The organism is Bifidobacterium sp. UBA6881, from assembly GCA_002451435.1.
GTDB lineage: Bacteria > Actinomycetota > Actinomycetes > Actinomycetales > Bifidobacteriaceae > Bifidobacterium.
Map to the genome: position 1 here is coordinate 1 of DKCF01000037.1, position 5,768 is coordinate 5,768.

The 5,768-nt window shown below is 61.0% G+C and carries 6 protein-coding genes; 2 read left to right on the forward strand and 4 right to left on the reverse strand.

Annotated features, from left to right (window positions below; all coding sequences use genetic code 11):
• The coding region (locus tag B3C64_RS02970) for a DedA family protein (protein WP_414632152.1) at positions 1-350 on the reverse strand (350 nt) is incomplete at its 3' end.
• A gap of 451 nt (positions 351-801) precedes the next feature.
• On the opposite strand from B3C64_RS02970, the gene rsmI reads away from it, so the two are divergent.
• Positions 802-1,857, forward strand: coding sequence for a 16S rRNA (cytidine(1402)-2'-O)-methyltransferase (gene rsmI, locus B3C64_RS02975; protein ID WP_414632153.1), 1,056 nt, complete (start codon positions 802-804; stop codon positions 1,855-1,857).
• Between the two features lie 318 nt (positions 1,858-2,175).
• Here the strand turns inward: rsmI and B3C64_RS02980 are convergent, their stop codons facing one another.
• Both B3C64_RS02980 and B3C64_RS02985 read right to left on the reverse strand, forming a co-directional pair.
• Positions 2,176-2,508 (reverse strand): hypothetical protein, encoded by a 333-nt coding sequence (locus tag B3C64_RS02980; protein WP_291533629.1) that lies wholly within the window; start codon positions 2,506-2,508, stop codon positions 2,176-2,178.
• A gap of 41 nt (positions 2,509-2,549) precedes the next feature.
• On the reverse strand, positions 2,550-3,101 hold the full coding sequence (locus B3C64_RS02985) for a hypothetical protein (RefSeq protein WP_291533631.1): 552 nt from the start codon (positions 3,099-3,101) through the stop codon (positions 2,550-2,552).
• Between the two features lie 204 nt (positions 3,102-3,305).
• Here B3C64_RS02985 and metG point away from each other — a divergent pair, with 204 nt between their 5' ends.
• Positions 3,306-5,168 carry a methionine--tRNA ligase gene (gene metG, locus B3C64_RS02990; protein WP_291533632.1) on the forward strand — a complete coding sequence of 621 codons (1,863 nt, stop codon included), beginning with the start codon at positions 3,306-3,308 and terminating at the stop codon, positions 5,166-5,168.
• Between the two features lie 215 nt (positions 5,169-5,383).
• Here metG and B3C64_RS02995 read toward each other — a convergent pair.
• Positions 5,384-5,768: hypothetical protein (locus B3C64_RS02995; protein ID WP_291533633.1), on the reverse strand; the 385-nt coding region annotated here is incomplete at its 5' end.

Sequence of the window (5,768 nt, forward strand, 5' to 3'; positions counted from 1 at the left end):
CGCTCCGGCGTCATCGCCTTGACTTTGCCGGATTCGATGATGCGGCGGCCGAAGAAATGGCCGATCCAGTAATTGCACTGGTCTCCGATGATCGGCGCGCACCACACGACCGGCAGCAACGCGACCAGCGGCAGCGCGGAGACGCCGGTCTTGGCGTCGGGCGCGGCGAAGAAGCCGGCCGCGAACAGCAGCGAATCGCCGGGCAGGAACGGGAAGAACACCACGCCCGTCTCGACGAAGACGATGAGGAAAATGAATCCGAGGGTAGGCGCCACGCCCATGGCGATCCAACTGGCGATCGCGGTGCGCGGGTCCTTGAGCAGGTTGACGAAGAAATTGATGATTCCCATAGGCTTTGTGATAGGTCTCTCTGTGAGTCTCTTATTTGACGGCCCGTCGGCTTGGCGCCGGACCGCATACGGTTTTACGCAAAGTCCGCATGAATGGACGCCGATGAACGCGGCCGTTACGCGGACAAGCCACGGCACCAGCCTACCAGCGAACCGCCCATTCGGTCTGTGAGGGTGCATACGGGTGGCAAATCTGCACATATGCGTTCGGTATGTCGAATAGCGATGCGTCGAATCGTGATGCCGGATTGCAGTGCGGCGGAATACGCTTGCGAATGATGCCGAGCCGGCATCGCGGATTGTTCGGATTGGAGTGGAAGGGATGTTGGGCGCGGGCTGATGCCGGCAACGCGGTTGCGGGCCCAGAACAAACCGTGCGGCGGCATCCCGATGCGGCGGTCCTGTGCCGCGTCGGCCGCTCTTGGGCACGCTGTGGGCAATACTGGGAGACATGGAGAACATGAGCGAACAGAAGACCGAAGATTCCGTCGTCAAGGCAGCCGCTGGAGGGAATGCTTCGGTAGTTGCCGGACAGAATGGTTCCGCGGATCTCACCGCGGAAAACGCCGCAGGGGAGCCGCGGCATGCGGAATCCGGACTTGACGGCCTGGTCTCCGACGTCGACGTTCCGCAGGGCACGGTGGTCCTCGCCGCGACGCCGATCGGCAACACCGCAGACGCGTCCGCGCGGCTGATCGCCCTCATGGAGGGCGCGGACATCGTGGCGGCCGAAGACACACGCCGCCTGTATGCGCTTGCGAATCGTCTGGGAATCCACGTTTCCGGCAAGGTGGTGGCCTACCACGACCATAACGAGCGTGACAAGGCCGATGGTCTGCTCGACCAAGTGGAACAAGGCGCGACCGTGCTGGTCGTCTCCGATGCCGGCATGCCCACCATCAACGATCCCGGTCTGGCGATTGTCCGCAGGGCCATCGACCGTGGACTGCCCGTCACCTGCGCTCCTGGCCCTTCGGCGGTGCTGGACGCGCTGTGCCTGTCGGGTCTGCCGACCGACCGCTTCTGCTATGAGGGATTCCTGCCGCGCAAGCATTCCGAACGCGTGCAGCACCTTCGTGCGCTCAAATCCGAACGCCGGACCATCGTGTTCTATGAGACGCTGCACCGTATTGACGACTCCATGGCCGATTTGCTGGATGTGTTCGGACCGAATCGCAGAATGGCGTTGTGCCGTGAGCTCACCAAGGACTACGAGCAGATCCGTCGTGGAACCATCGTCGAAATCCGTCAAAGCGTGATCGACGAGCCTCCGCGAGGTGAAATGGTGCTGGTCATCGCCGGCGCATCCGAGGAAGAGGCCGACGCCGCCGCTCCGACGACCTTATCGATCGAGGACCTTGCGGTGCTGTCCATCGATCGCGCGCAGGAAGACAATCTGCGTATCAAGGACGCGATCGCGCAGGTGATCGCCGAGCATCCGCTCGCCGACGGTTCGCTCGCGAATCGCAAGCAGGTGTACAACGCGGTGCTGAAGCTCAGAGGCTGATATTCCGCGCGGGCTTGTGGCATGGTTCGCGCTGGCACGGCTCTTGAAACAGTCGTCAGAGGTTGGATATTTCGTGCGAGGCTTGTGGCGGCTCGTTTACATCGGCTTGTGCCGGTTCGCGTCGGTATGGGCGGTCGCGTGCCGGCTTATGCCGGTTTGTGCGAATTTGTGTCGACATGGGCGGCTGCATGCCGGTTCTGCAGGTTCGTGCGGTTGCGTGTTGGGCTGTGCGTTTGCATGTTGGTTCGCGTCGGTTGGTGCCGATCTGTGCGGTTGCGCTTCGACACACAACATGTCGGTCATGCGGAGTGCGCCGGGTTATGCGCTGTCGTGCGCTTCCAAGGATTCCAGAAGAATATTGAGCGCCTCGCCCACGTCCTTTCCGCCGACTTGTGCCAGATATTCCAGCATCGCGGGCGTGGCGGCGGGATTGGCCACCAGCCAGCGTCGCAGATGTGGCGCGTATTCGGCGATATGCCACAGCACGTCCTGCGGCGTATCGGGACTGCACGCCATCAGCGGCGTCAACGCGATAGGTGGTGTCGGCGGTTCCACCAGCATTTTCGGCCGCGGCTGCGGCTGGTAATCCGGCAGTCGATGGCGTCCGCGTCGGAGTCCGTGCCGGCGGCCGCTCGCCGCATGACGCGACATGCGTTTATGGGCTTTGCGCGAATGCCGCGCGCAGGATGCTCTCATCCGGCCCTCCCCTCAAGCGTGAGAAAGAATTTGCGTGCCCAGCACGCATTGCGCGTATGCTTGCTTTCCTCCATGATGCGCAGGCATTCATCGGGGCGGAAACGGAACTCCTGCATCAGCATGCAGACGATTTCGCCGACCAAAGGCTCCTTGACGGCGGTGCAATTCAATGCCAGATCGCATGCCGTGCGCGCAGGCGTGGTGATATTGACCAAGCCGATTTGCGTGACGTGCTTGCTCAAGGTTCTGCGATTGAACACGTTGATTTTGAGACCATACCGCGCCGCGCGATAATGCGATCGCGCGATGATATCGATGGCCTCCGGGAAAATCCCTCCCAGCCATACCCATGCGGCGGTGCCCGCGCATGCCACCGATCTGCCGGGCAGCATCGGCGCGATGATGCTGGCGCGGCCGAAAAGCGTGCTCGCGTCCTGGAGCGAATAGGCGTTGTCGTCATTGAGTTTGCACAATGTGCTCGAATCCGACAGCAGATTCAAACACATCGGTCCGGGCAGGTCGTTGCCCTCGAAAAGCGGTGCGTCCATAGCCACACCGTATCGGATGCGTGACGATGCGCGCCACCCGGTCCGGGAAAAATGTGAATAAGTGGATAACCGCCGACGCACTTCATCGCAATGTGAATAATCATGTGGACAACCATGTGCCGCCGATGCGGCGCGTACCGGCCGCGCTCCCGGCTCCGGCATGGCTGGTTCCGCGGGATATGGCGCTTTGTATAATCAAGCACCATGAGTCATATTTTGGTGAATGTTGCTTGGCCGTACGCTAACGGCCCTCGTCATATCGGCCACGTCGCCGGTTTCGGCGTGCCCTCCGACGTGTATGCGCGCTATGAGCGCATGAAGGGCAATGACGTGCTGATGGTGTCCGGCACCGACGAGCACGGCACCCCTATTCTGGTGGAGGCCGACAAGGAAGGCGTGAGCGCCCAGGAGCTTGCGAACCGCTACAACCGCGTGATCGCCAAGGATCTGTGCGATCTCGGCCTGAGCTACGACCTGTTCACCCGCACCACCACCGGCAACCACGAGAAGGTCGTGCAGGAACTGTTCAAGCAGTGCCTGGAGAACGGCTACATCTACAAGGGCACCCAGAAGGTCGCCATCTCACCGTCCACCGGCCGCACCCTGCCGGACCGTTACATCGAAGGCACCTGCCCGATCTGCGGTGCCGACGGCGCCCGCGGCGACCAGTGCGACGCCTGCGGCAACGAGCTCGACCCGGACGAGCTGCTCAACCCGGTGTCCAAGATCAACGGCGAGACCCCGCGCTTCGAGGAGACCGAGCATTTCTTCCTCGACCTTCCGGCGCTCGCCGAAGCCAACCTCGCATGGCTGAAGACCCGTGAGGGCTGGCGCACCAACGTCATCAACTTCTCCATCGGCCTGTTCAAGGAAGTCAAGCCGCGCGCCATCACGCGCGACATCGACTGGGGCATTCCGGTGCCGGTCAAGGGTTGGATCGACAACCCGAACAAGAAGCTGTACGTGTGGTTCGACGCCGTGATCGGATATCTGTCCGCATCCATCGAATGGGCCCGCCGCAAGGGCGACCCGGAGGCGTGGCGCGCCTGGTGGAACGATCCGACCACCCCGGGCTACTACTTCATGGGCAAGGACAACATCACGTTCCACTCCCAGATTTGGCCTTCCGAGATGCTGGCCTACAACGGTCAGGGTTCCAAGGGCGGCGAGACCGGCAAGCTCGGCCCGCTGAACATGCCGGAGCAGGTCGTGGCTTCCGAGTTCATGACCATGGAGGGCAAGAAGTTCTCGTCCTCCCGCGGCATCGTCATCTACGTGAAGGACATCCTCGCCCGCTACCCCGTGGACGCCGTGCGCTACTACATCTCCGTCGCGGGGCCGGAGAACTCCGACTCCGACTTCACTTGGGCCGAGTTCGTGCGCCACAACAACGAGGAGCTCGCCGCTTCCTGGGGCAACCTGGTGAACCGTGTGGCCAACCTCATCAACAAGAACTTTGGCGAGATTCCGGCGTTCGACGAAGCCTCCGCCACCGATGAGGACCGTGCGCTGCTGGCTGAGACCAAGGCCGCGTTCGAAACCGTCGGCGGACTCATTGAGAACCACCGTCAGAAGAACGCGCTGTCCGAGGCGATGCGCGTGGTCGGCGATATCAACAAGTACATCTCCGCCACCGAACCGTGGAAGATCAAGGGCAACCCGGTTCGTCTCGGCACCGTTCTGCATGTCGCCGCGCAGGCCGTGTCCGACGCCAACCACCTGCTGGCGCCGTTCCTGCCACACTCCGCACAGAAGGTGTGGGAGGCACTCGGCGGTACCGGCACCTTCTCGCCGCTGCCGCATATCGAAGAGGTCGAGGATCTCGACAAGCCGGGCTTCAAGTACCCGATCATCACGGGCGACTACAAGCTGGGCGTGAACGTGCATTCGTGGGCTTCCGAGCCGATTGTCGCCGGCACTCCGGTGCCGAAGCCGCACCCGATCTTCGCGAAGATCCCGCCGGAAGCCGTCGAGGAGGAGCTTGCCCGCTTCGATGCCGAGCTGAAGGCTCGTCGCGAGGCCGAAGCCGCTCGTCTTGCCGCGGAAAAGGCCAAGCTCGAGAACTGATTTCGGCATAAACGGTTTCATACGTTTCGCACGATTCCGATTTTCCTATCGAAATCGGAATCGTGCGGCAACGGAGATGCAAAAATACCCCCTAACCTTTCACCTGCGACCGGATTTAGCCCGCAGGAGCGGTTAGGGGGTATTTGTTTTTCTGGTGCTTTCGCACGATTGCGAAAAAGTTCCTAAAAATAAAATCGTGCGATATCGGGGGTGCTTTATTCATCACCGTGGGACACGGTCTTCCAGCCGGTTCCATCCGTCGAAGCTGATGGGTCGTACATCAAACGCCATACGATGGAACCGGCTGGAGACATCGATGCAGTACGGGAATTAAGGCCATTACAGGAATACGTCATTACGAAACTTGTCTGGGTTCCGGGAACGTTCTTTTTGTCGGATTCCGCGGAGTCATGGGAATAGTGATATTCGGTATGGGGCATCTTTTTGATTTCGCATCCTTTCATGAAGGATGAATCATTGATGATATGCTGAGTGCCATCCCGCAGCGTCTTATCGCTGAACAGACTTGATTCCGATGTCACTACCCGAATTCTCGATGTGTTGAGGGGTGGTTGAACTAGCTCGGGCACCTGATTGGCC

Excerpts from the sequence above, each read along its gene's own strand:
- rsmI (WP_414632153.1), top strand. The coding sequence starts at position 802 with ATGGAGAACATGAGCGAACAGAAGACCGAAGATTCCGTCGTCAAGGCA.
- B3C64_RS02980 (WP_291533629.1), bottom strand. The coding sequence starts at position 2,508 with ATGTCGCGTCATGCGGCGAGCGGCCGCCGGCACGGACTCCGACGCGGA.
- B3C64_RS02985 (WP_291533631.1), bottom strand. The coding sequence starts at position 3,101 with ATGGACGCACCGCTTTTCGAGGGCAACGACCTGCCCGGACCGATGTGT.
- metG (WP_291533632.1), top strand. The coding sequence starts at position 3,306 with ATGAGTCATATTTTGGTGAATGTTGCTTGGCCGTACGCTAACGGCCCT.